Annotated in this window: 20 protein-coding genes; 9 read left to right on the top strand and 11 right to left on the bottom strand. The window is 55.3% G+C overall.

Annotated elements, in window-relative coordinates:
- Positions 1 to 11 precede the first annotated feature (11 nt).
- The 6 genes from J9880_RS08870 to ulaA are packed head-to-tail and all read right to left on the bottom strand — an operon-like array spanning position 12 to position 4486.
- Positions 12 to 701, bottom strand: a complete 690-nt coding sequence (locus J9880_RS08870; RefSeq protein ID WP_095923843.1) for an L-ribulose-5-phosphate 4-epimerase — start codon at positions 699 to 701, stop codon at positions 12 to 14.
- On the bottom strand, positions 698 to 1558 hold the full coding sequence (locus tag J9880_RS08865; RefSeq protein ID WP_119825342.1) for an L-ribulose-5-phosphate 3-epimerase: 861 nt from the start codon (positions 1556 to 1558) through the stop codon (positions 698 to 700). Before J9880_RS08865 ends, J9880_RS08870 begins: the two co-directional genes overlap by 4 nt.
- Positions 1559 to 1568: 10 nt before the next feature.
- Complete coding sequence (locus J9880_RS08860) at positions 1569 to 2225, bottom strand: 3-keto-L-gulonate-6-phosphate decarboxylase UlaD (protein WP_095923845.1); 657 nt, start codon at positions 2223 to 2225, stop codon at positions 1569 to 1571.
- Between the two features lie 25 nt (positions 2226 to 2250).
- Positions 2251 to 2721 (bottom strand): PTS ascorbate transporter subunit IIA, encoded by a 471-nt coding sequence (gene ulaC, locus J9880_RS08855; protein WP_095923846.1) that lies wholly within the window; start codon positions 2719 to 2721, stop codon positions 2251 to 2253.
- A gap of 10 nt (positions 2722 to 2731) precedes the next feature.
- The gene (gene ulaB / locus J9880_RS08850; RefSeq protein WP_095923847.1) at positions 2732 to 3040 is read right to left on the bottom strand and encodes a PTS ascorbate transporter subunit IIB; all 309 of its coding nucleotides are present in this window, start codon (positions 3038 to 3040) and stop codon (positions 2732 to 2734) included.
- Between the two features lie 42 nt (positions 3041 to 3082).
- The gene (ulaA, locus tag J9880_RS08845) at positions 3083 to 4486 is read right to left on the bottom strand and encodes a PTS ascorbate transporter subunit IIC (protein ID WP_119825344.1); all 1404 of its coding nucleotides are present in this window, start codon (positions 4484 to 4486) and stop codon (positions 3083 to 3085) included.
- Positions 4487 to 4900: 414 nt separating this feature from the next.
- Here ulaA and ulaG point away from each other — a divergent pair, with 414 nt between their 5' ends.
- The 9 genes from ulaG to glpD all read left to right on the top strand — a co-directional run bounded on the left by ulaG (position 4901) and on the right by glpD (position 14052).
- Positions 4901 to 5965, top strand: a complete 1065-nt coding sequence (gene ulaG / locus J9880_RS08840; protein WP_232770339.1) for an L-ascorbate 6-phosphate lactonase — start codon at positions 4901 to 4903, stop codon at positions 5963 to 5965.
- A 228-nt stretch (positions 5966 to 6193) separates the two neighbouring features.
- Positions 6194 to 6949 carry an HTH-type transcriptional regulator UlaR gene (ulaR, locus tag J9880_RS08835; RefSeq protein WP_095923850.1) on the top strand — a complete coding sequence of 252 codons (756 nt, stop codon included), beginning with the start codon at positions 6194 to 6196 and terminating at the stop codon, positions 6947 to 6949.
- Between the two features lie 84 nt (positions 6950 to 7033).
- Entirely contained in the window at positions 7034 to 7354 is a 321-nt protein-coding gene (glpE, locus tag J9880_RS08830) for a thiosulfate sulfurtransferase GlpE (protein ID WP_095923851.1), read from the top strand.
- 142 nt (positions 7355 to 7496) lie between these two features.
- On the top strand, positions 7497 to 8687 hold the full coding sequence (locus tag J9880_RS08825; RefSeq protein WP_133823100.1) for a trans-sulfuration enzyme family protein: 1191 nt from the start codon (positions 7497 to 7499) through the stop codon (positions 8685 to 8687).
- Positions 8688 to 8806: 119 nt separating this feature from the next.
- Positions 8807 to 9295, top strand: a complete 489-nt coding sequence (locus tag J9880_RS08820) for a helix-turn-helix domain-containing protein (RefSeq protein WP_119825351.1) — start codon at positions 8807 to 8809, stop codon at positions 9293 to 9295.
- Positions 9292 to 10560, top strand: a complete 1269-nt coding sequence (locus J9880_RS08815) for a type II toxin-antitoxin system HipA family toxin (protein WP_232770338.1) — start codon at positions 9292 to 9294, stop codon at positions 10558 to 10560. The genes J9880_RS08820 and J9880_RS08815 overlap by 4 nt, the downstream gene beginning before the upstream one ends.
- A 108-nt stretch (positions 10561 to 10668) precedes the next feature.
- Complete coding sequence (gene glpG, locus J9880_RS08810) at positions 10669 to 11499, top strand: rhomboid family intramembrane serine protease GlpG (protein WP_232770337.1); 831 nt, start codon at positions 10669 to 10671, stop codon at positions 11497 to 11499.
- Between the two features lie 9 nt (positions 11500 to 11508).
- Positions 11509 to 12267: a DeoR/GlpR family transcriptional regulator gene (locus tag J9880_RS08805; RefSeq protein ID WP_095923856.1), complete on the top strand. Its 759-nt coding sequence runs from the start codon at positions 11509 to 11511 to the stop codon at positions 12265 to 12267.
- A 273-nt stretch (positions 12268 to 12540) separates the two neighbouring features.
- On the top strand, positions 12541 to 14052 hold the full coding sequence (gene glpD / locus J9880_RS08800; protein WP_131693658.1) for a glycerol-3-phosphate dehydrogenase: 1512 nt from the start codon (positions 12541 to 12543) through the stop codon (positions 14050 to 14052).
- A gap of 205 nt (positions 14053 to 14257) precedes the next feature.
- Here glpD and glgP read toward each other — a convergent pair whose 3' ends face one another.
- The 5 genes from glgP to glgB all read right to left on the bottom strand — a co-directional run bounded on the left by glgP (position 14258) and on the right by glgB (position 23754).
- Positions 14258 to 16705 (bottom strand): glycogen phosphorylase, encoded by a 2448-nt coding sequence (gene glgP / locus J9880_RS08795; RefSeq protein ID WP_232770336.1) that lies wholly within the window; start codon positions 16703 to 16705, stop codon positions 14258 to 14260.
- Between the two features lie 37 nt (positions 16706 to 16742).
- Positions 16743 to 18179, bottom strand: a complete 1437-nt coding sequence (glgA, locus tag J9880_RS08790) for a glycogen synthase GlgA (RefSeq protein WP_119825359.1) — start codon at positions 18177 to 18179, stop codon at positions 16743 to 16745.
- A 72-nt stretch (positions 18180 to 18251) separates the two neighbouring features.
- Entirely contained in the window at positions 18252 to 19529 is a 1278-nt protein-coding gene (glgC, locus tag J9880_RS08785) for a glucose-1-phosphate adenylyltransferase (RefSeq protein WP_095923860.1), read from the bottom strand.
- A gap of 23 nt (positions 19530 to 19552) precedes the next feature.
- Positions 19553 to 21571 carry a glycogen debranching protein GlgX gene (gene glgX, locus J9880_RS08780; protein ID WP_232770335.1) on the bottom strand — a complete coding sequence of 673 codons (2019 nt, stop codon included), beginning with the start codon at positions 21569 to 21571 and terminating at the stop codon, positions 19553 to 19555.
- Positions 21571 to 23754, bottom strand: coding sequence for a 1,4-alpha-glucan branching protein GlgB (gene glgB, locus J9880_RS08775; RefSeq protein WP_119825363.1), 2184 nt, complete (start codon positions 23752 to 23754; stop codon positions 21571 to 21573). Before glgB ends, glgX begins: the two co-directional genes overlap by 1 nt.
- Between the last annotated feature and the right edge of the window lie 144 nt (positions 23755 to 23898).

Genomic DNA, 23898 nt, shown 5'->3' with positions numbered 1-23898 from the left:
CTCAACAGCGATTATTTCTGCCCGTAATACGCATCCGGCCCGTGCTTGCGGCGGAAGTGTTTTTGCAGCAGATAGTCATCCATCGGGGTTTGGTTACAGCGGATGGAACCGGTGATCCATGCCATTTTGGCGACTTCTTCCAGCACGACGGCGTTGTGAACGGCCTGTTCCGGCGTGGTGCCCCAGCAGAACGGGCCGTGCTGGGCGACCAGAATGCCGGGCATATGCAGGGGGTCGATGCCGCTCAGCGACGCGGCGATCACTTTACCGGTTTCCAGTTCGTATTCACCGCCGACTTCCTGACGCGACAACGGCCGCGTGCACGGAATGGCTCCGGCAAAATAATCCGCGTGCGTGGTGCCGAGCGGCGGGATGGCGACGCCGGCCTGCGCCCATGACGTCGCATAAGTCGAATGGGTATGCACGATGCCGCCAAGCTGCGGGAAACGGGCGTAAAGTTCGAGGTGCGTGGCGGTATCCGAAGAGGGTTTGTAATGCCCTTCCACCACCCGGCCTTGCAGGTTCAGCACCACCATGTCGCTGGCCTGCATTTTTTCGTATTCCACGCCGCTCGGTTTGATGACCATCAGCCCGCGCTCGCGGTCGATGCCGCTGACGTTGCCCCAGGTGAAGGTCACCAGACCAAAAGCCGGCAGCGCCATGTTGGCGTCAAATACACGTTGTTTCAGTGCTTCCGTCATGCGGTTGCCTCCATGTTCAGCCCGGCTTTCTGCATTTTATCCACCACCCAGGCGCGGGCGTTGCGCACTTCCTGCATCGGGTCGGCGGCGGTTTCGCTCCACATTTCGATCAGATACGGCCCGCGATAACCGCTTTTTTGCAGGGTTTCAAAGCAGCGTTCAAACTCCACCACCCCGCTGCCAAACGGCACGTTTTTAAATACGCCGGGCTGGGTGTCTTTAACATGCACCGCGACGATATGCCCTGCGCCGCTCGCCAGTTCCATCTGCACGTCGTTGTCCCACGCCGACAAATTGCCGATGTCCGGATAAAGCTGAAACCACGGATTGTTCAGGTAATGCGTGTAGCCAAGTGCTTTGCTGATCGAATTCATCAGCGGGTAATCCATGATTTCCATCGCCAGCGTGACCTGCGCGCGGCTGGCCATTTCGACGGATTCCTGCAAGCCATCGCGAAAACGCTCGCGGGTATTTTCATTGGCCTGTTGATACCAGACGTCATAACCGGCGAGCTGGATCACGCGGATACCCAAATCCTGTGCCAGCACGATAGCTTTGCGCATGATTTCCAGCCCCTGATTGCGGGTTTCATCGTCTTCTGCACCGAGCGGGAAACGCCGGTGCGCGCTCAGGCACATCGACGGAATACGGATGCCGGTGCGCGAAATCGCATCGACGACCAGCAAACGCTGCTCACGTGACCAGTCAAGCCGCGCCAGCCGGTGGTCGGTTTCATCCACCGACATCTCAACGAAATCGAAGCCCAGCGCTTTCGCCATGGTCAGGCGTGCCAGCCAGTCTTCGCCCGCAGGCAGGGCCTTTTCATAGATACCGAGCGGAACGGCTTTGTGCATCATGCGATGTTCCTTAGCCCCAGAGCTGGCGGATGGATTTTTTGAACTGACGCGCCGCATCAACCGGATCTTTCGCATCGCGGATACTGCGACCGGCAATAAATACGTGAACCGGAATGTCTTTAAACAGCGGCAAATCTTCCAGCGCCAGCCCGCCGGTAATGGTCACTTTGAAGCCCATGCCGGAAAGGCGTTTGATTGCGGTGATATCGGCATCGCTCCACGCCACACCGGCAGCCTGGGCGTCGCGGCTGCGGTGATAAACCACCTGCAGGATACCGGCGTCATGCCATTCCTGCGCCTGTTCCCACGTCCAGTAACCGGTCAGTTCAATCTGTACATCACCGTTAAATTCCTTCGCCACTTCCAGCGCGCCTTTGGTGGTGTTGATGTCGGCGCAGCAAATCACCGTCACCCAGTCGGCGTTGGCTTCAAAACACATGCGCGAGAGGATTTTTCCGGCGTCGGCGATTTTGGCATCCGCCAGCACGATTTTTTCCGGATACAGCGCCTTGAGATCACGCACTGCGCGCACCCCTTCGGCAACGCACAAAATGGTGCCGACTTCGATGATGTCGACTTCGCTGGCGATCAGGCGCGTGGTTTTATAAGCGTCGTCCATCGACTGGTTATCCAGCGCCACCTGCAACATCGGTAATGAATGAGACATAATGAATTCCTTCTCAGATAATGAGTTAGTGAACCGCCGTGGCGGAGGTCAGGTCGATTAAATCCAGCACCTGTTGCGCGGTGGTACAGGCGCGCAGGCGGTCAAAATTGGCTTCATCATCAAACAGGTTCACCACCTGCATGATGCCCACTTCCTGATGCGCGTTGGCATCCACCGCCGCCAGCGTGATGAGGATATCCACCGGATCGTTATCTTCATGGTTAAACACCAGCGGCTTTTTCAGCGTCACCAGCGCGAAACCGGTTTTGATCACGCCCTCTTCCGGGCGACCGTGGGGCATCGCCAGCCCCGGCGCGATCACGAAATACGGCCCGAATCGTTCGACGCCATCGAGGATCGCCTGGTAATAGCGCGGCTCGACCACACCGGCGCTGACCAGCATATCGACGCCAATTTTCACCGCGTCCTGCCAGGTTTCAGCGTCCGCGTTCAGGCAAATAGAATTATTTTCAGCCAGCGAATCTCGCAACTTCATACATCGCTCCTTACTTTTTCAGGTCAGCGGAAAAGTGCGCGTTGATCACGTCCATCACTTTCGGGCCGAAATCTGCTGCTGACAGCATGTTGCGCACGCCAACCACGTATTTGTTGCCGCTGACGGTGATTTCATCCGCCACATGCGTGGAGGCGACAATGATGTCGGCACCGCCCAGTTCTGATTTGTATTCCCCAACCGCGCAGCTGTTCATGGTGTGATCCACGCCTTCCTGCGTCAGAAACTGGCCGATCTTCATCTTCATGATCATCGAACTGCCCTGCCCGCAACCGCATACCGCCAGAATTCGTACTGTCATGGGAATCTCCTTGGTTTGTGAGACGTCATTGGTGTGAAGTCATTAATGAGAAGTGGATTGGCTAAGCGCCTGTTTTTCGGCGTCTTCTTCCGCACGCAACGTACGACCGGCGAAGAACATATACAGCAGCGCGATCACCGCGATAACGCCCATAAAGGCGATGCCGATACTGAAGAAGCCCTGCATCATTGGCGGGGCCAGAATTGACCAGTCAGCCATACCCATCCAGGCGCTGAGGCCGGTGAGTTTGATGGCCCAGACGCAGCCGAAGATTTCGATCATGCCCATCACCAGACAGATTTTCAGCGCCGCGCGCCAGCCGCCGAAGTGGTTGGCAAACACGCCGATGGTGGCGTTGGAGAAGAACATCGGGATGAAACCGGGAATGATCATGATGGACGAGCCCATGCCAAACAGAATGGCGACGGCAATCAGCTGGCCGATGGTGCCCCACATAAAGCCCCAGACCACGGCGTTCGGCGCAAAGCTGTATATCGCCGCGCAGTCGATTGCCAGCACCGCACCGGGGATCAGGCGTTGGGAGATGCCGTTAAAGGCTTCGGTCAGTTCAGCGACGAACATCCGCACGCCCTGAATAATGATGAAAATCGCCACCGCAAACATCAGACCGGTTTGCAGGATGTAGATCGTCCAGTGCGTTTTTCCGGCCATTTGTTGCAGCGTATCGAGGCCAAAGGAACACAGAATAATGCCGAAGAACACGGTCATCACGATGGCGGTAGAGACGATATTGTCGTGGAAAATATTCAGCCAGCCCGGCAGTTTCAGGTCTTCCACACTCTCTTCTTTTTTACCGAGAGCGGGCGCGATTTTACAGGCAATCCACGAGGCAAATTGCTGCTGATGACCAATCGAAAAGCCGCTGTTTTCAGTCACGGCCTGCGTCGGTTTATACATCATGTTCGAGGTGATGCCCCAGTACAGCGACACCAGGATCGCCGTCAGCCAGATGGTGGTCCACATCGGGTAACCCATGATGAAGAAGAACACCGCAATCAGCCCCGCCTGCTGAAACATGATGTGGCCGGTGAGCATGATGGTGCGGATGCCGGTTATCCGGCGGAATACCACCATCAGGATATTCAGCGCGAGGGCAATCAGTACCGCATAACCGACCCAGCTGTAGGCTTCGCCCATGCGTTCGACCGTCGCCATCATCGAGGCGTAGGTGTCTGATATTGCGCCGTTAATGCCATAGACTTCAGAAAGCTTCGCCACCACGGGTTTAAAGGTGCCGGTCAGAATGCCGGACCCTGCCTGTAGCAACATAAAGCCGATAATGGTTTTGATGGTGCCCTTGATGATCACCGTGGCGCTTTTTCTAAGCAGGATGTAACCGAGCATGGTCACAATACCCAGCAGCAACGGCGCGTTGGTCATGACCTGATTAAAAAATACGGTGAAGATGGTGTAGAGGAATTCCATAAGACTCTCCGTCTGACCTTGTTGGATCTCTTCAACGCGCTTAACGAGCAAACTCCGCGCTAAACAGTGAGGGACAGACGCACTCTAATGCTCACATTAAATCAGATAAAGATTCATAATGATTATTTGTGAGCAGTCTCGCAAGATATCGTCACAGGCAGAATGAGCTAACTCACTAAAACCCCCTCAATTCATGATAAATATCAGTCAGATATTATAAAATAATACCGGCAAAAATCCCTTAAAACCCTCCCATCCTGCTTTGCTCACCCCTTCTTAACGCTAAAAATCACCCGTTTATAATCATTGTCACAATGAGTTTTCGGTGATAACTTTCTCACAATCGAATCACATATAATCATTAAATGATTTATTGTGACGTCATTTTAACGCCAACTCAGATGAGGGAATACTATGAGCAAAGTAGAAACGATCAGCCGCGAATCTTGGATCCTCAGCACTTTTCCGGAAGGGGGCACCTGGTTAAACGAAGAGATCGAGCAGGAAAACGTCGCGCCGGGCACCTTCGCCATGTGGTGGCTGGGCTGTACGGGGATCTGGCTGAAGTCTGAGGGCGGCGCAAATATTTGTGTCGATTTGTGGTGCGGCGTCGGCAAGCAAAATCACAGCAGCCCGCTGATGAAAACCGGCCACCAGATGCAGCGCATGGCCGGTGTGAAGAAGCTTCAGCCTAACCTGCGCACCACGCCGTTTGTGCTCGATCCTTTTGCGATCAGGGAGATCGACGCGGTGTTATCCACCCACGATCACAACGATCATATCGATGTGAACGTGGCCGCCGCCGTCATGCAAAACTGTGCTGCCGACGTACCATTTATCGGTCCGCAAACCTGCGTGGATTTGTGGATGAGCTGGGGCGTGCCAGCAAGCCGTTGCATCGTGATGACGCCGGGCAAAGTGGTGCGGATCAAAGACGTGGAAATTCACGCGCTGGATTCATTCGACCGCACGGTGCTGATCACCCTGCCCGCAGAGCAGAAAGCCGCAGGCGTATTGCCGGACATGATGGATCAGCGCGCGGTGAATTATCTGTTCAAAACGCCGGGCGGAAACCTGTATCACAGTGGCGACTCGCATTATTCCAACTATTACGCCAAACACGGCAACGAGTACCAGATTGATGTGGCGCTCGGCTCTTACGGTGAGAACCCGCGCGGTGTGACCGATAAAATGACCAGCGTGGATATGCTGCGCATGGCGGAATCCCTCAACACCAAAGTCGTTATTCCGTTCCACCACGATATCTGGTCGAATTTCCAGGCCGATCCGCAGGAAATCCGCGTGCTGTGGGAGATGAAAAAAGATCGCCTGAAATACGGCTTCAAGCCGTTTATCTGGCAGGTTGGCGGCAAGTTCACGTATCCAAATGATAAGGATAACTTCGAGTATCATTATCCGCGTGGCTTTGACGACTGCTTTACCACAGAAACCGACCTGCCATTTAAATCTTTCCTATAAATACCCGTCATACTTCAAGTTGCAGATGCGTTGACTGCGCTCACTCGCCCCGGTCACTTTGTTAACTACGCTCCCGGGGCGTTCTGAGTTTGTCGCCTTGCTGCAACCCGAATTATTTAGGGTATTGATTGAGGCCGGTTAATTTGCGTCTTCATAAACAATGCATTTCGCAATTACGCTCGTTTATAATCATGGAATAATCATTTGACGATCCTGCCCGGAGCCACCATGACAGAGCCACAACGCCACAATGCCATTCTCGATTTGCTGCAACGTCAGGGGCAGATTTCCGTCGCTGATGTGATTGATCAGTTTGATATTTCCCCCGCCACGGCGCGTCGTGACATCACCAAGCTCAACGAACTCGGCAAACTGCGCAAAGTACGCAACGGGGCAGAAGCGGTCAATCAGCCACGCCAGAACTGGACACCGCTGAATATCCATCAGACGCACAATCTCAACGAGAAAATGCGTATCGCCAAAGCGGCGGCCCAGTTGTGCCAGCCGGGTGAGAGTGTGGTGATTAACTGCGGTTCGACGGCGTTTCTGCTGGGCCGTGAGATGTGCGGAAAAGACATTCAGGTCATCACCAATTATCTGCCGCTGGCCAATTATCTGATTGAGCAGGAGCATGACAGCGTGGTGATCATGGGCGGTCAGTACAATAAAAGTCAGTCCATTACCTTAGCGCCGCAAGACGGCGACGCCAGCCTGTATGCCGGACACTGGATGTTCACCAGCGGCGCGGGGCTGACCCCCGACGGGTTGTACAAAACCGATATGCTCACCGCGATGGCTGAACAGAAGATGCTGAATTATGTCGGGAAACTGGCGGTGCTGGTCGACAGCAGCAAAATCGGCCAGCGCGCAGGCATGCTGTTCAGTCGCACCGAACAAATCAATGTGCTGATCACCGGGAAAGAAGCGAACGAAGAAATCATCGCGCAGTTACGCCAGAAAGGCGTGCAGGTGATCCTGGTTTAACCCTTATCCCTGCTTTTCGTCTGGTCTTCGTCGCGCAATTATTGGGTAGAATGGTGGCATCACCTTTTATGAGGCACGACCAGAATGGAACAATTTGAAGCAATCAGCGTTGAACAAGCCCATACCCGCCTGACGTCCGGCGAAGCTGTGATGGTCGATATCCGTGACCCGCAAAGCTTCACCGCCGCACACGCGCCGGGCGCTTATCACCTGAGCAACGACAGCCTGCCTGCGTTCATTGAGCAGGCCGATGCCAAAACGCCGGTGCTGGTGATGTGTTATCACGGCATCAGCAGCCGTGGCGCCGCGCAGTTCCTGATCGGCCAGGGATTCGAATCCGTTTACAGCGTTGACGGCGGTTTCGAAGCCTGGGCAAAAACCTTCCCGCAAGACATCGAAGCCTGATCCTGCCTTTATTTGCCTCCGGCGCACGCTATAGTCTTTATAACCAGGCTATCCGGTCTGCGCCGAAAATGTTCTTAAGCCGAAAAAGCTACCGTTCTCCAGTGTTGATATAATTTCCGCCTACTATCGACAGGATTTCAAGATGAAACATCTGAACACTTCACGTTCTTTAGGCATGCGTACCCTCGCCGTTCATGGCGGACAACAACCTGATGCCCTGACCGGTGCCATTGCGACGCCGATCACCGCCGCATCCGCATTTTCATACCCGGATTTTGACAGCGGCGCACGCCGTTTCAGCGGTGAAGAACCCGGCTATATTTACAGCCGTTTCGCCAATCCGACGGTGGCCGTTTTCGAACAGAAACTGGCGGCGCTCGAAGGCGCAGAAACCGCCGTGGCCTGCGCCAGCGGCATGGCGGCGATCAGCGCCACGTTGTTTGCGCTGCTGGTGCCCGGTGATGAAATCATTCATATCGGCACGCTGTATGGCGGCACCGAAGGCGTGGTGCGTAACCTGCTGCCACGTTATGGCATAAAACCGGTGCACGTCGCGAATGTGAAAGAACTGGAAGCCGCATTCACCCAAAATACCAAAGTGGTACTGGTGGAAACCCCGGCCAATCCGGGGCTGGATATTGCCGATCTGGCGGAAATCGCCCGTCTGTCTAAAGCCGCCGGAGCCGTCAGTGTGGCGGACAACACCTTTGCCACGCCGTACCTGACGCGCCCGCTGGAACTGGGCATTGATATCGTTCTGCATTCCGCGACCAAATACATCAGCGGTCACGGCGATGCGACCGGCGGCGTGGTGGCGGGTTCGGCGGCACTCATCACGCCCATCCGCACCCTGGGCCTGAAACAGTTCGGCGGCAACCTCAGCCCGTTCGAAGCCAGTCTGCTGATCCGCGGCCTGAAAACCCTGCCGCTGCGCGTGGAAGCCAGCTCGCTGAGCGCACAGGCGGTGGCGGAATTCCTCGACGGGCACAGCGCGGTAGACACCGTGTTTTATCCGGGACTGAAACAGCATCCGGGTCACGCTACGGCATCGAAACAAATGAAACTGTTTGGCGGGATTATGGCCATTGAGCTGAAAGGCGGGCTGAACGCGGCACGAACTTTCCTCGATAAGCTGAGCATCATCACGCAGGCGGTTTCTCTGGGAGACACCGATTCGCTGGCCTGCCATCCGGCGTCCACCACGCACAGCGCCGTCGCGCCGGAAATCCGCCGTCAGAGCGGCATCACCGACGGGCTGGTGCGCATCAGCATTGGCATTGAAGACACCGAAGACCTGATTGCCGATCTGCAACAGGCGCTGGAAGGGGTGTAAAAGACCCGGAAATCGCGCTGAGCATCACATCTCCTGCATGCTAAAGTGTAATTATTATGGCGATATAGCGCATATATCGCCATAATACTTTCAGTTTACACTTCACATTGGCTGCTACTATGCCCCGTAAAACGTCACCTTTGCTCCCGGCAACTGAATCGCTATTAACTGAATTTGGCGATCGTCTTCGTCTGGCGAGGCTGCGCCGCAAACTGACGGCAGCACAGGTCGCAGAACGCGCAGGTATGGTTCCCATGACATTGCGCAATCTTGAACGCGGCAACACAGGCGTCACTCTCGGTGCGTGTCTGGCGGTAATGCAGGTTCTGGGCGTAGAACAAGATCTCAATTTGTTGCTCAAAGATGATCCGTTCGGCCGCCAGTTACAGGACGCCACATTAATTCCCCGTAAACCCATCTCACGCAATTCCCGTTCAAAACGGACGCCTTCATCTGCGCCCTCAGAGAGTCCTTCTTTAAAATCTGAGGAAACGGATACCGAAACTGACTGGGCCAGGGATGATTTTTTAAGTGCCGGTTCATTAGCGTCACTGCTTCAGGAGGGTGAAGATACCGGTAAAAAAACCCCTAAAAGGACGAAGAAATGACGGTAAGGATTGCCGTATATGCCGACTGGAACCCCCTCCCTGCAGCTTTGCGCATCGGTTATCTCAATGTGCATCAGGCCGCAGGTCGTGAAATTTTTGCCTTTGAATATGATCAGGCTGCGCTGGAGCATCCTGATTTTGCCAATCTTCAGCTTGATCCACGGATAGGTTTATTCACTGGCCCCCAATATCCGGCACAAGGGCAGGATATTTTTGGTGCCTTCGCGGATACCAGTCCGGATCGCTGGGGACGGTTGTTGATGAAAAGACGGCTGGAACGGGAAAAACGCGCAGGCGTGGCCCCTGCAACTCAACGTCTGCATGAATCTGATTACCTGCTGGGCGTTCATGACAATTTTCGTATCGGCGCGCTGCGTTTTCGGCTCAATGATGAAGGCAATTTTCTGGATGACCGTCATGATGTCGCGGCTCCTCCTTTCATTCAGATCCGCGAACTCGAAGCCGCCAGCCGGGCGCTGGAAAAGGACAGTGAAAATCAGGATGCCGCGGGTGATGAATGGTTACGTTTACTGATTGCACCGGGCGGATCGCTTGGCGGCGCCCGACCGAAAGCCAGCGTCAGCGCACCAGATGGTCATCTGTGGATAGCAAAATTCCCCAGCATTAATGACGAATATGATATCGGCGCCTGGGAACTGGTGGTCAATACGCTGGCAAAAGCTTGTGGTCTGAATGTGCCTGAAAGCCTTGCCCGCCGCTATGCCAATCCTCACCACTGTTTTTTAGTGAAGCGTTTTGACCGGACGGCAGAGGGTCAGCGTAAACATTTTGCCTCGGCCATGACACTGACCGGCCACCAGGATGGCGATGACGCCTCTTCCGGTGTCAGCTACCTTGAGCTGGCAGCGGTACTTATTAATCAGGGCGCACAACCCAATCAGGATTTATGCGAACTCTGGTCGCGCATCGTTTTCAACTTACTGGTATCCAATACCGACGATCATCTGCGTAATCACGGCTTTCTGCTGGAGCCGGGAAAAGGATGGCGTCTTGCACCGGCCTACGACATGAATCCGGTGGCACAAAGCACAGGACTGAAACTGAATATCAGCGAATCTGATAATGCGATGGATCTCGATTTAGCGCTTTCCGTCGCGCCAGTTTTTCGCATTTCAGACAGCGATGCGCAGGATATCATCTGGCGCTGCCGGCAAATCGTCAGGCAGTGGCCAACAATTGCCAGCAAAATTGGCCTCTCTGCACGCGAGCAAAGTGCGATGTCGTCAGCATTTAGGTTAGCATGACACTGTTAACCAGACGCCTGCTGACAGATAATCGGGCGATACCGTTATCGCCTGTCTACATAACAATGAATTACCGCAGTCAAACAATTAGGGAAATCGCTTAACGCTATGGTGCGCATTCTTAACCTGAACAACCCCCGCCTCGCTCAGGCGTTTGTCGATTACATGGCAACGCAGGGTTTTACGCTGACGATAAAACTTGAAAGTCAGGAAGTGCAGCTCTGGCTGGAGGATGAATCCCGTCTGGAAGAGGCCGAGAAGCAGGTGGCGCTGTTTGTCCGCGATCCGCTGCATCCTCGCTATCAGGAAGCCAGCTGGAAAACCGGCAAGGCGCAGCCGAATTTACGCATGTCGCATACGCCGTTTCTGAAAACCCTGCGCAGCCGCGCCGGACCGCTGACCATCGGCATGATTATGCTGAGTCTGGCGGTGTTTATTCTGCAACAGATGGTCGGTGACCAGCTGGTGATGAGCTGGCTGGCGTGGCCGGACAGTTCGCGCGTTTTCCAGTTATGGCGCTGGTTCACCCCTGCCCTGATGAATTTTTCCTTTATTGCCCTGCTGATTAATCTGGCGTGGTGGTGGTATCTCGCCAGTCAGGTAGAGATGCATCTGGGCAGCGGCAAGCTGTTCACCGTGACATTAATTTCGGCGCTGATCAGCGGCTGGGGCCAGTCGATGGTCAACGGATCCTGGTTCGGCGGATTGTCCGGCGTGGTCTATGCGCTGATGGGTTATGCCTGGCTGACCGGCCAGCTGAAACCGGAAAGCCGTTTGTACGTACCGGGCGGATTGCTGGTCATCTCGCTGATTTTCATGTTTATTGGATATGCAACAGGTGGCGCTGCCGTGTCGAATGCCGCCCATGCATTTGGTCTGGGCCTCGGCCTGATCATGGCATTTGTTGATACGCGCACTCCGCGCAAAAAAAGTAAGTAGGGGATCCGGGTGAAACAAACACAACGCCATGATGCGATTATCGATTTAGTCCGCCAGCAGGGTTATGTCAGCACCGAAGAGCTGGTGGAGCATTTTGCAGTCAGCCCGCAAACTATCCGCCGCGATCTCAACGATCTGGCGGAGCAGAACAAAATTCACCGTCACCACGGCGGTGCGGCATTGCCATCCAGCTCCGTCAACGCGGCCTATAACGACCGTAAAGTGATGTGGTCGGAAGCGAAAGCGCGCATCGCCGAACGTGTCGCCAGCCAGATCCCCGACGGCTCGACGTTGTTCATCGACATCGGCACCACGCCGGAAGCCGTCGCCCATGCGCTGCTTAACCATAAAAACCTGCGCATTGTGACCAATAACCTGAACGTCGCCACGCTGCTGACCGCCAAAGAAGATTTCCGTCTGTTCCTGGCGGGCGGCGAAGTGCGCGCCCGCGACGGCGGTATCATGGGCGAGGCGACGCTCGATTTTATCTCCCAGTTCCGCCTCGATTACGGCATTCTCGGCATCAGCGGTATCGATATGGACGGCTCGCTGCTCGAATTCGACTATCACGAAGCACGCACCAAACGCGCGATTATCGAAAATTCCCGCTGTGTGATGCTGGTGACCGACCATTCCAAATTTGGCCGTAACGCGATGGTGAACCTCGGAAAAATGGATCTGATCCACTATCTGTTCACCGATAAACAGCCGCCGGAAAGCGTGAAGCAAATCATCGACAAATACGACGTGCATCTCGAACTCTGCTGATTTTCCTTCTGTTGCGGAGCGCCGCTCAGGCGCTCCTGTATTCCTCTCCCCGACACATCCCAAAACGAACAATTGCGAAAAAACCCGCCCTTCATGGCGCTCGGTTTCGATTCCCTCTTGCCGTTTTGCTCGAAACCGACACAAAAATGTTACCTTCATCACGCATAATTGTTTTTATTTGGTTAACGCTTGGCTTGTTTGTCGATTCTCGATTACAATCGTGAGCGAAAACGAACATAAAAGAGCTATTTCGAACATCTGGAGGAAGATGACGTGGAAACCAAAGACTTGATCGTAATTGGTGGCGGTATTAATGGTACCGGCATCGCAGTAGATGCAGCTGGCCGCGGGCTGTCTGTTCTGCTGCTTGAAGCGCAAGACTTGGCCTGCGCGACCTCTTCGGCCAGTTCTAAATTAATCCACGGTGGCCTGCGCTATCTGGAACATTACGAATTCCGTCTGGTCAGCGAAGCGCTGGCTGAACGTGAAGTGCTGTTGAAAATGGCACCGCATATTGCCTTCCCGATGCGTTTCCGTTTACCGCATCAGCCGCATTTGCGCCCGGCCTGGATGATCCGCGCCGGTTTGTTCCTGTACGACCATCTGGGCAAACGCACCAGCCTGCCGGCCAGTAAGGGCCTGAAATTTGGCAGCGAATCCGTGCTGAAACCGGAACTGACCAAAGGTTTTGAATACTCGGACTGCTGGGTGGACGACGCGCGTTTAGTGGTCGTCAACGCACAGGAAGTGGAAGAGCGTGGCGGCGAAGTCCGTACCCGCACCCGCGTCACCCGCGCATGGCGTGAAGACGGTTTGTGGATGGTGGAAGCCGAAGATATCGATACCGGCAAAACCTTCACCTGGCGCGCCAAAGGTCTGGTGAACGCCACCGGTCCGTGGGTCAAACATTTCTTCGACGACGGCCTGAAGCTGAAATCGCCATACGGCATACGTCTGATCAAAGGCAGCCATATTGTGGTGCCACGCGCGCACAATCAGCCGCAGGCCTACATTCTGCAAAACGAAGATCACCGCATCGTGTTTGTGATCCCGTGGATGGATGAATTCTCGATCATCGGCACCACCGACGTGGAATATCACGGCGATCCGAAAGACGTGAAAATCGATGACAAAGAAATCGGTTATCTGCTGAAAGTGTATAACGACCACTTTAAGAAACAGCTGACCACCGAAGACATCGTCTGGACCTATTCCGGTGTGCGTCCGCTGTGCGATGACGAATCCGATTCACCGCAGGCGGTGACCCGTGATTACACACTCGACGTGCACGATCAGGATGGCAAAGCGCCGCTGCTTTCTGTGTTCGGCGGCAAGCTGACCACTTACCGTAAACTGGCGGAACACGCGCTGGAAAAACTGGTGAAGTATTATCCGAAAGCCGGTCCGGCGTGGACCAAAACGGCCGTATTGCCGGGCGGGAAACTCAACGGTGACCGCGATACCTACAGCGCCAATCTGCGTACCCGTTTCAAATGGTTGCCGGAATCGCTGGCACGCCGTTATGCCCGGACCTACGGCAGCCAGACGGAGTTGTTCCTCAATGATGCGACCAGCCTGGAATCGCTGGGCGAAGATTTCGGTCACGGATTCTACGAAGCGGAACTGCGCTATCTGGTGGAAAAAGAGTGGGTGTCACAGCTCGATGATGCCATCTGGCGCCGTACCAAACTCGGTATGTGGCTGGATAAAGCCCAGCAACAACGCGTCGCCGAATGGCTGGAAACACACAAACAGCAGAAGAAACATTTGTCGCTGGCGTCTTGATTTAGTTAGCTCCTCCCCCTGCGAAGGGGGAGGCTGGGAGGGGGTTTAACAGACAAAACAAGTGGTTATGCACACTTAACATCTTGTTTTTGACCTTAATACCCCACCCCAACCCTCCCCTTCGCAGGGGAGGGAGCTGATTGAAGTCGCTTCTGAATCCCCCTTCGCAGGGGGAGGAGCTGAAAGTCTCACCTCTATTCCCGCTTTACAACCTCACCGGTTTAATGTTCCAGATCTCATCGGCGTATTCCTGAATGGTACGGTCCGAGGAGAAATATCCCATGTTGGCGATGTTATGCAGCGTGCGGCGCGTCCACTCTTCCGGCAGTTTATACAGCTCATCGACTTTATCCTGCGTATCGACATAACTGCGGTAATCCGCCAGCACCTGATAGTGATCGCCGAGATTAACCAGCGTGTCGAACAGGTTGGTATAACGCTTCGGCTCGGTCGGGCTGAAAACGCCGGTGGCGATTTGCGTCAGCACCTGATGCAGCTCGGCGTCCTGCTCAAAATACGTATGCGGGTTGTAACCTTTCTGGCGTAATGCCTCGACCTGCGGCGTGGTGTTGCCGAAAATAAAGATATTCTCCTCGCCCACATGTTCGAGCATTTCGACGTTGGCACCGTCCAGCGTGCCGATGGTCAGCGCACCGTTCAGGGCAAATTTCATGTTACTGGTGCCGGAGGCTTCGGTACCCGCCAGCGAGATTTGCTCGGAAAGATCCGCCGCCGGAATGATCAGCTGCGCCAGACTGACACTGTAGTTCGGAATGAACACCACCTTCAGTTTGTTGCCGATACGCGGATCGCTGTTGATCACCGTCGCCACGTCGTTGATCAGCCGGATGATCTGTTTCGCCGCATAATAGGCCGATGCCGCTTTACCGGCGAAAATCACCGTGCGCGGTACCCATTCGGCATCCGGCTCTTCCAGAATACGGTTATAACGGGTGATGACATGCAGCACGTTCATCAGCTGGCGTTTGTATTCGTGAATACGTTTGATCTGCACATCGAACAGGCTTTTCGGATCCACCACAATGTTCAGCTTCTGGGCGATAAACAGCGCCAGCCGCTTTTTGTTGTCCAGCTTGGCCTTGCGGATCGCCTGCAGGAAACTCAGGTAATCCAGATTCTGTTTCAGTTCCGCCAGCTGGCTCAGATCCGAACGCCAGGTCTGACCGATGGCATCGTCAATCACCGCCGACAGCGGTTTATTGGCCAGCGCCAGCCAGCGGCGCGGCGTCACACCATTGGTTTTATTGATGAAACGGTCCGGGTAAACGCGGGCGAAATCCGCGAACAGCGACTGCACCATCAGCTCGGAATGCAGTTCGGAAACGCCGTTCACTTTGTGGCTGGCGATCACCGCCAGCCATGCCATACGCACTTTGCGGCCGTGGCCTTCGTCGATAATTGAGACGCGCGACAGCAGGCCGTTATCGTCGGGGATCTTCTCCGCCACTTCTTTCAGGAAGTGATCGTTGATCTGGAAAATAATTTCCAGATGACGCGGCAGGATCTTGCCGATCATGTCCACCGGCCAGGTTTCCAGCGCTTCGCTCATCAGCGTGTGGTTGGTGTAAGAGAACACACGACACACCGTCTCCCACGCGTCTTTCCATTCGAATTTATGCTCATCGATAAGCAGACGCATCAGCTCAGGGATCGACAGCACCGGGTGCGTATCGTTGAGGTGAATAGCAATTTTGTCGGCCAGATTGTCGTAAGTATGGTGCGTGGTGTAATGGCGGTTGAGGATGTCCTGCACGGTCGCTGACACCAGGAAATATTCCTGACGCAGACGCAACTCGCGGCCGGAATAGGTCGAATCATCGGGATACAACACGCGGGATACATTCTCGGAATGGTTTTTATCTTCCACCGCCGCGAAATAATCGCCTTGATTAAATTTACCCAGATTGATTTCGTTACTGGCCTGTGCGCCCCACAACCGCAGCGTGTTGGTGGCGTCCGTGTCGTAACCGGGGATTACCTGATCGTAGGCGCAGGCGATAACTTCTTCGGTTTCCAGCCAGCGGGTTTTGACGCCTTCATGCTGCACACGGCCACCGAAACGCACTTTATAACGGGTGTTGTAGCGCTGAAATTCCCACGGATTACCGTATTCCAGCCAGTAATCCGGCGCTTCTTTCTGCTCACCGTTGATAATGCTTTGCGCGAACATGCCGTATTCATAACGGATGCCGTAACCGCGCCCCGGCAGCGCCAGCGTGGCCAGTGAATCCAGGAAACAGGCCGCCAGTCGTCCGAGACCGCCGTTGCCTAAACCGGGGTCATTTTCTTCGCCGATCAGTTCTTCGAGGTCAAAGCCCATTTCATCGAGGGCGCTTTTCAGGTCGTCATAAATCCCCATCGCCAGCAGCGCGTTGGAGAGTGTCCGTCCAATCAGAAACTCCATCGACAGGTAATACACCTGCCGGACATCCTGTGAGGTTTGCGCCCGGTTAGAACGCAGCCAGCGTTCCACCATGCGATCGCGTACCGCAAACAATGTGGCATTAAGCCAGTCATGTTGTGTCGCAATAGACGGATCTTTGCCGATGATAAACATCAGTTTATAGGCAATAGAATGCTTAAGCGCTTCGACACTGACTGTCGGTGAGTTGTAATTAAACGGTGAAGTCATAACGTTACATTCCCGATCAAGTTAGCTACGTTCAGGGTCAGGACAGCAGGCGGTTGTACAGGACGAGATATTCCTGTGCAGCTACCTTCCAGCCGAAATCAATACCCATGGCGTGTTGTTGGACGTGTCGCCAGTGTTTCGGTCGGCTCCACAAAACAAATGCCCGGCGGATCGCACTTCCGAGCGATTTCCCCGTTGCGTCTTCAAAGACAAACCCGCTGGCGGTTCCGTCAGCCAGATTTTCCAGCGCACAGTCGACCACCGTGTCGGCCAGCCCGCCGGTACGGCGCACCAGCGGCAGGGTGCCGTATTTCAGGCCATACAACTGGGTTAATCCACACGGCTCGAAACGGCTCGGCACCATGATGACGTCCGCCCCGCCGATGATGCGGTGGGAAAACGCTTCGTGATAACCCAGCTGTACGCCGACCTGCCCCGGATTGTCCGCCGCCGCCGCCAGAAATGCCTGTTGCAGCACCGCGTCACCTGCGCCTAACAGCGCCAGCTGGCCGCCACGTTCGAGCAGGTCCGGCAAGGCTTCCAGCACCAGATCCAGCCCTTTCTGGCTGGTCAGGCGGCTGACCACCGCGAACACCAGACGCGAGTCATCCACATCCAGCCCCATCGCCCGTTGCAGATAAGCTTTGTTGACCGCTTTCGAACGCAAATCATCAGCGTCGTAACGCGCCGACAACAACACGTCATCACGCGGCTGCCAGATAGCTTCATCGACACCGTTGAGGATCCCCGTCAGCCGCCCCTGCATTTCGCGTTCCAGCAGCAGAGATTCCATGCCGTAACCAAATTCCGGCCGGGTGATTTCTTTCGCGTAGGTCGGGCTGACCGTCGTCACATGATCGGAATAGAACAGACCGGCTTTCAGGAAAGAAATCTGGCCGTAGAATTCCAGCCCGTGCATCTGGAAGAATTCGCGCGGGATGTACAGCTCATCGAGATGATGCGCGAAGAACAATCCCTGAAACGCCAGATTATGCACCGTGAAAACGGTCTTCACCGGCGCGTTGCGGGCGCGGATATAGGCAGAACACAGCCCGGCGTGCCAGTCATGAGAATGGACAATATCCGGCTTCCAGTGCGGGTCGAAATTCAGCGCCAGCTCGCAGGCCATCCAGCTCAGCAGCGCAAAGCGCAGATGGTTATCCGGATAGGCGAAAGACGATTGATCGTGATACGGACTGCCGGGACGATCGTACAAACCCGGCACATCAATCAGATAAATACCCACGCCATCAAAGTACCCCAGTGAAAGGGTGACGTGTCCGGCAAAGGTCGCCAGCGTACCGATCACCTGCGTTTCCCCCAGTCCTTTTTTGACATCTGGGAACGCCGGAATGAGCACGCGGACATCCGCGCCCTCCGCAATTTGTGCGGCGGGAAGTGCTCCGGCGACGTCAGCAAGGCCGCCCGTTTTTAACAGCGGAAACAGCTCGGAACAAACATGTAAAACCTGCATTCGCGCTCCTGATTATCCCGGTCATCCCGGCGTTCAGCGGGATGACGAAAAGTCGTGCTTTCTAACGTCTGTTTATAGTTTCGCCAGCATCGCGCGCGTCACCAGTACCACGCCCCCTTCCGAGCGGTAGAACCGGCGGCTGTCTTCATCCGCATTCTCGCCAATCACCATCCCTTCGGGGATTTGGCAGGCGCGGTCAATGACACATTTGCGTAAGCGGCATGAACGCCCCACGTTCACATCCGGCAAAATAATCGTTGAGTCGATATTGCAGAAAGAATTGATGCGCACCCGCGGGAACAATACGGAGTGCACCACCACGGAACCCGAGACAATCACACCGCCCGCCACCAGCGAGTTCATGGTCATGCCGTGGCTGCCTGAGCGGTCCTGCACAAATTTGGCTGGCGGCAACGGCTCCATATGGGTGCGGATCGGCCAGTCGCGGTCGTACATATCCAGTTCCGGCGTGACCGATGCCAGATCCAGATTGGCGCGCCAGTAGGCATCCAGCGTCCCGACATCACGCCAGTACGGCGGCAATTCATCATTTTGAGTCACGCAGGAAAGACCAAACGGATGCGCGCGGGCGACGCCCTGACGGGTCAGTTTTGGGATCAGGTCTTTGCCGAAATCATGACTGGATTCCTCACTTGCCATGTCTTCTTCGAGCATGCGAAACAGATAGTCTGCATTAAAAATGTAGATGCCCATGCTCGCCAGCGCCATATCAGGATTGCCGGGCATGGCAGGCGGATCTTGCGGTTTTTCGACAAAACTGGTGATGTGATAATCTTCAGTCACGCCGATAACCCCGAATTCACTGGCCTCGGCGCGCGGGACTTCCAGACAGGCGACGGTACATTCACCGCCCTTCTGCACGTGGTCGATCAGCATGCGCGAGTAGTCCATCTTGTAGATATGATCCCCGGCCAGGATCACCACAAACTCGGCGTCATAGCGGCGAATAATATCCAGATTCTGATAGACCGCATCGGCGGTGCCTTTGTACCAGTGCTCGGTACTGTGGCGTTGCTGCGCCGGGAGCAAATCCACGAACTCGTTCATTTCTTCGTTAAGGAAAGACCAGCCGCGCTGAATGTGCTGAACCAGCGTGTGCGACTGATATTGCGTGATCACACCGATGCGGCGAATGCCGGAATTCAGGCAATTCGACAGGGCGAAATCAATGATGCGAAATTTACCGCCAAAGTGAACGGCGGGTTTTGCCCGGGTTGCGGTCAAATCTTTCAGCCTGGAACCCCGGCCACCGGCAAGGATCAATGCCACGGATTTGAGCGGCAACTGTCGTGCCAGCATGACCGGGTCCCGGTTATCTAATGTCGCCATATCTGACTCCTTCGTTTTTATTATTACCGGCTCTGTGGAGTGAAATCTTGTAGGACACAGAGGGTTTTTGCTGCTGCCCGCCATTGCGAGCCGTCCATGACACGCCGGGGTTCCTCATCAAAAAGCACACTGTTGAACGGTGCGACCGGCTGCCAGTTTCCCGGCGGCAGGTGCATATCCACCTCGTGCAGCGAGGCATTCACGATCAGCAGCCAGCGCCGGGAGAGACAGATTTGCAGCCATTGCTGCGGCCCCTGTTCCCAGTCGCCGGGGCTCATCGGTTGCCCCTGTTGATTCAGCCATTGCACGTCGTCGCTGCCTGCCTGCCACCTGCGGTTTTGCGTCAGTGCCGGAATTTTCCGGCGCAGGGCAATCAGCGCGCTGGTGTAGGCCATCAGGCTGTCATCGGCATTTTCCCAGTCGAGCCAGGTCAGCGGATTGTCCTGACAATAGGCGTTGTTGTTGCCCGACTGGCTGTTACCGAGTTCGTCACCGGCCAGCAACATCGGCGTGCCCTGTGACAGAAACAGCGTCGCCAGCAAAGCACGCTGACTGAGACGGCGCTGTTGCAGAACGTGTGCAGACGCCTCCAGCCCTTCTTCGCCGTGGTTTTGGCTGAAATTTTCGTTATGGCCGTCGCGGTTTTCTTCGCCGTTGGCCTGGTTGTGTTTCTGGTTAAAACTCACGAGATCGCGCAGCGTGAAGCCGTCGTGTGCCGTCAGCATGTTGATGCTGGCGTAAGGTTCGCGCTGTGCGGGATTGAATTTGTCCGCCGAAGCGGCAAAACGTCCGGCAAACTGACCGAGGGAGGTGTCGCCATGCAGCCAGAATTGACGCATATCGTCGCGCCAGATATCGCTCCATTCGGCAAAAGGTGCCGGAAAATTCCCGAGCTGATAGCCGCCGGTGCCGATATCCCACGGCTCGGCAATCAGTTTGGTTTTTGACAGGATTTCATCGTTTTTAATGGCTTCAAACAGCGGCGATTGCGCAGTGAACTCCGGCGTTCTGCCGAGAACAGACGCCAGATCAAAGCGGAAGCCATCGACGTGACATTCGCGAACCCAGTAATGCAGGCAGTCGAGTATCCAGGCGATCACCTCTTCATCCACCAGCCTCATCGTGTTGCCGCAGCCGGTCATGTTGTTGTCTGAGCCGTCATCGTTGAGCCAGTACCAGCTGGCGTTATCGATGCCGCGAAACGAAATAAACGGCCCGTCGATATCCAGTTCCGCGCTGTGGTTGAACACCACGTCGAGGATCACTTCGATGCCCGCCTGATGCAGCGCTTTGACCGCCGATTTAAACTCATTCAGCGCCGACACGCCGCCCTGTCCGCTGGCGTAACGCGGTTCCACGGCGCAGGGTGCCAGCACGTTGTAGCCCCAGTAATTGCTCAGTCCGAGTCGTTGCAGACGCGGCTCGTCGGCATGATGTTGTACCGGCAAAAGCTCTATCGCCGTCACACCCAGATGCTGCAAATACTCCAGCATGACCGGATGCGCCAGCCCGGCGTAGGTGCCGCGCAGGGCGGCGGGAATATGCGGATGCTGACGGGTCAGCCCGCGCACATGCGCCTCGTAAATCACCGTTTCGCCCCACGGTCTGGCGGGCGGTTTATCATCGCCCCAGTCGAAATTCCCGGCGACCACCACGGATTTTGGCGCAACCACGGCGCTGTCTTTATCGTCCGGCGCATCGGTGCCGCCGGTAAAACGTGCGTTATCAAGCAGCACGCCGTCTATCGCCCGGGCGCTGGGGTCGATCAGCACTTTTTTCGGGTTAAAACGATGGCCGTTTTTCGCATCGAACGGTCCGTAAACCCGGTAACCATAGCGTTGTCCGGCTTTCAGATCCGGCACAAACCCGTGCCACAGATTGCCGGTGCGGCCGGTTAAAGGCAGATGCTGCTCGCTACCGCTCTCATCAAACAGGCACAAGTCGACTTTTTCCGCATGGGCGGAATACAGGCAAAAATTGACGCCGTTATCTCTGAGATGCGCACCAAAAGGTGCAGGCAGACCGGGCCCGGGTTGTTTCATTACGCCTCCCTTCGCAGATACACAGTGGCCAGCGGCGGGATCACCACGCTGATGGAGTGATCGCGCTGATGGTGGCCAATATTTTCACTGTAAACATCGCCGCCGTTGCCGACATTGCTGCCACGGTAGTAATGCGAATCGGTGTTGAGAATTTCACGATAACGGCCCGGCTGACTGATGCCGATGCGGTAGTGCTCACGCGGCACTGGCGTGAAATTGCTGATAACGATGATTTCACCGCCATTTTCGTCGCGACGTGCAAAGGCGAAAATCGAGTTTTCGTGGTCGTCGACCACCAGCCATTCAAAGCCGCGCGGGTTGTAATCCAGTTCATACAGCGGCGCATTGGCCTGATAGGTCAGATTCAGGTCGCGCACCAGATGTTGCACGCCGCTGTGCCAACCTGCCGGGTCATCGAGCAGATGCCAGTCGAGGCTGGCGTCAAAATTCCACTCTCGCCCCTGCGCAAATTCTCCGCCCATAAACAGCAGTTTTTTGCCCGGATGCGCCCACATAAAGCCGTAATAGGCGCGCAGGTTGGCAAACTTCTGCCAGACGTCGCCGGGCATTTTATCCAGCAGGGATTTTTTGCCATGCACCACTTCATCGTGCGAAAGCGGCAGCATGAAGTTCTCGCTGTAGGCGTAAAGCACGCCGAACGTCATGAGATTGTGATGGTATTTGCGGTGAACCGGATCGAGCTGCATATACGCCAGCGAGTCGTGCATCCAGCCCAGATTCCATTTGTAATGGAAACCCAGCCCGTTGGCATCCGGCGGCATGGTGACGCCCGGATAATCAGTGGATTCTTCCGCTAACGTCACTGCGCCGCCGAGTTCACGGCCAATCGTATGGTTGGTGTATTTCAGGAAGGAAATGGCTTCGAGGTTTTCGCGGCCACCGTAATAATTGGGGATCCACTCGCCGGCTTTGCGGCTGTAATCGCGGTAAATCATCGACGCCACCGCATCCACGCGCAGACCGTCGATGCCGAAGCGTTCTATCCAGTAAAAGCCGTTGCCCGCCAGATAGTTTCGTACCTCATGACGGCCATAGTTGTAGATCAGGGTATTCCAGTCCTGATGGTAGCCTTCGCGCGGATCGGCATATTCGTACAGCGCGGTGCCGTCGAACTGGGCCAGCCCGTAGGCATCGCTCGGGAAATGCCCCGGCACCCAGTCGAGAATGACGTTCAGACCGGCGTTATGCGCGGCATCGACAAACGCCTTGAACTCCATCGGCGTGCCAAATCGGCGGGTCGGCGCATACATGCCGAGCGGCTGATAACCCCAGCTGCCGTCGAACGGATGCTCGTTGACCGGCATCAGTTCGATATGCGTGAAGCCCATCCATTTGGCGTACGACACCAGTTGTTCGGCCAGCTCGCCATAACTGAGCCAGAAATTGTCGTCGGTATGACGACGCCAGGATCCCAGATGCACTTCATAGACAGAAACTGGCTGATTCAGCGCATTGGCTTTCTTTCTGCTTTCTGAATGCGGCACAACGTCCGGTAATTTACGCACGCACGAGGCGGTGTCCGGACGCATCTGCGCCTCAAAGGCATAAGGGTCGGCGCGCAGGCTGACATGCCCGCGGCAGTCGATAATTTCGAATTTATACAGCTGACCTTCGCTGACGGCAGGAATGAACAATTCCCAGATACCATTTTCGCGGCGCTGACGCATCGGGTGGCGGCGGCCGTCCCAGAAGTTGAATTCACCGACCACGGAAACCCGCGTGGCGTTTGGTGCCCAGACCGCAAAACTGACGCCATCGACGTCATCCAGCGTTTGCAGATGCGCGCCGAGTTTTTCGTAGGGCCGCAGGTGCGTGCCTTCCGCCAGCAGCCAGATATCCAGCTCCTGCAACAGCGTGCCGAAGCGGTACGGGTCGTCAATCACATGGAGATTTTCGCCCCAGCGGACTTCCAGTTTGTAGCGAAACGCATTTTTACGGCGCGGGATCAGGCCGACGAAGAAACCGCGATCGTCATAACGACGCAGTTCCGCCACCTGCTTACCCTTTTCTACATCGATGACCCAGACCTGATCGGCATCCGGCAACAGGGCACGCACTTCCAGCCCGGCGGCCACAGAATGCATGCCCAAAAGAGAAAAAGGATCAGCGTAGTGGCCAGATATAATTTGATTAATAACGTGCTGATCGGGAAGTACAGACATGTATTTCGTCCTATGATTAATTAAATCAATAAATCCAATAAAATCATTCAGGTATTCAATACGAAACGTGATCCCAGTGTGCTCCCCTTTTTATCGCCGCTTTGTGATCCGGCTATGTTTCAGTTTTGCCAAAAGGTGCGCGAT

This window comes from Rahnella victoriana, from assembly GCF_021276285.1.
GTDB lineage: Bacteria > Pseudomonadota > Gammaproteobacteria > Enterobacterales > Enterobacteriaceae > Rahnella > Rahnella victoriana.
This window is presented reverse-complemented; position numbering and strand designations above follow the sequence as displayed.